Origin of the sequence: Streptomyces sp. NPDC051776 (assembly GCF_040681345.1) — a bacterium.
GTDB lineage: Bacteria > Actinomycetota > Actinomycetes > Streptomycetales > Streptomycetaceae > Streptomyces.
Map to the genome: position 1 here is coordinate 1 of NZ_JBFAYQ010000154.1, position 1,906 is coordinate 1,906.

General features: G+C 62.6%; 1 protein-coding gene. It reads right to left on the minus strand.

The window, feature by feature from the left end; all coding sequences use genetic code 11:
• Positions 1-31 precede the first annotated feature (31 nt).
• Positions 32-1,531 carry a group II intron reverse transcriptase/maturase gene (gene ltrA / locus AB0M26_RS31830; protein WP_365266503.1) on the minus strand — a complete coding sequence of 500 codons (1,500 nt, stop codon included), beginning with the start codon at positions 1,529-1,531 and terminating at the stop codon, positions 32-34.
• Positions 1,532-1,906: the final 375 nt, after the last annotated feature.

Genomic DNA, 1,906 nt, shown 5'->3' on the forward strand with positions numbered 1-1,906 from the left:
ACACGGCTTACCGATGATCTTCTTGACAGGGTTACGCAGCCTTCGGGTAGCGAATAGTGCCACGCAGTTGATACAGGCCGTGCCCTTTGAACCACTCTTCCGTCCATTCCTGCTGCTGACCTCGCCGCAGATTGCGTCCACGTTTCTTGACCATCAGTCTGCGGAGTCGCCACACCACATAGCCGTCAGCAGTCCGAAATTTCCCAGCAGCGTTCCCGGTTCGAAAGTAGTTGCCCCAGCCGCGCAGGACTAGATTTAGATCCGCGATCACATCACGGATATCCCATCCCGACCGACGGCGGTCAGTCCGTTCCCGGACTTTATCCCGAAGTCTCTTCACAGCCGCCTTCGATGGCCACCGGTGCAGATAGAAGCGGACCGTGCCGTACTTCTCCCACGACCAGCCCGAAAAGCGAGCCCTGAAGTGGCAGCCGAGGAAGTCGAGTCCTTCCCGGCCCTCTCTGAGGTCAACAACCTTCGTCTTGTCCGGGTGCAGTTGCAGCCCCAACGAGCCGAGGATTTCCCCGACCGCTTCCAGGGCAGCTCCGGCCTGGCGAGCCGAACGGCACAGGACGACTCCGTCGTCGGCGTACCGCACCAGTTCACCAACCCCTCGCCGCATCAGCTCGGAGTCCAGAACATGCAGGTAGATGTCGGCCAGCAAAGGCGAGATCACCCCGCCCTGAGGCGTCCCGGCAACCGTCCGCCGGACCTCGCCGTCCACCATCACACCCGCCTGCAACCACAGACGGACCAAATTGAGGACCCTGCGGTCCGACACCCGACGCCCCACTTCAGCAAGAAGCCGATCATGATCGATCTCGTCGAAGAAGCTTCGGATATCGAATTCGACAACAAAGTGATACCCCTTGGAGAAGCCAACTCGAAGCCGCTCCATCGCCTGCGTCGCCGACCGCTTCGGCCGGAATCCATACGAGCACGAGGAGAACCCCGCCTCGAACACCGGCTCCATAACGATCTTCGCCGCCTGCTGCGCCACTCTGTCGCGGACAGCAGGAATTCTCAGCGGTCTCACGCCGCCCTGTGGTTTTGGTATATCCACACGCCTGGCCGGCGCGGGACGATACATGCCTGCACGCAGAGAGGACTGGAGTTCACCGAGCATCCGCCCGACTCCATATTCTTTCTCCACGAATGCCAGGGTGACCCGATCCACCCCGGCACTTCCTCTGTTGACCCGAACCCGTTCCCATGCCTCCCACAGCACATCACCTCTGTGGATACGGTCATACAGGGCGTGGAAACGCCGCTCCGGCGACTGCTCGGCCGCAGTCCATAGTCTCCGTTGAAGTTTTCGCACTTTCCGAACGGACGCGTGTCCGTCCACTACGACAGAACTTTGCCCGTCGGGGTAGTTGGACCGGGCAGACCCGGCCATGCCCTCGCGCTTACCTTCGCTACAGACGTGATCAAAGTGCGGGCCCTTTCCTCCCGGCGCGTTATGTTGCACGCCGATCAGCGGTACTACGGCCCCCTCGGACTCCCGCTGCCCTCCGGACGACTTCACCATCGGCCTATACGTCCGGTCTCTTGCCCGATGCCAGGCGTGGTCAGACGGGTCTCTCCTGTTCCGGCCCAGACTGTGCACACGTGCCGCCCTCCATACCCCGGGAGAACCCCGAAGGCTGACCCCGGAACAGGGCCCCCGGGACGTGGCCTTCGCCCTGCCATGACGGGCTCGGCTTCTCCGCTGTCGGTGTGACGAGGCTGCAAGGTTCGCTTCACGCTACGGCCCGCGTGCTTGCTCCCTCCGAAGAGGCTCTTGACATCCCGCTCAGCCCGCCGCGTCTCCACGACGAACCGGGACCTGCTACCGGGCACTCCGGTGTCTACCCGGACGGGACTTCCACCCGCGAGCCTGAACCAGCTTTCAGGACGCAACATG

Excerpts from the sequence above, each read along its gene's own strand:
- ltrA (WP_365266503.1), bottom strand. The coding sequence starts at position 1,531 with ATGGTGAAGTCGTCCGGAGGGCAGCGGGAGTCCGAGGGGGCCGTAGTA.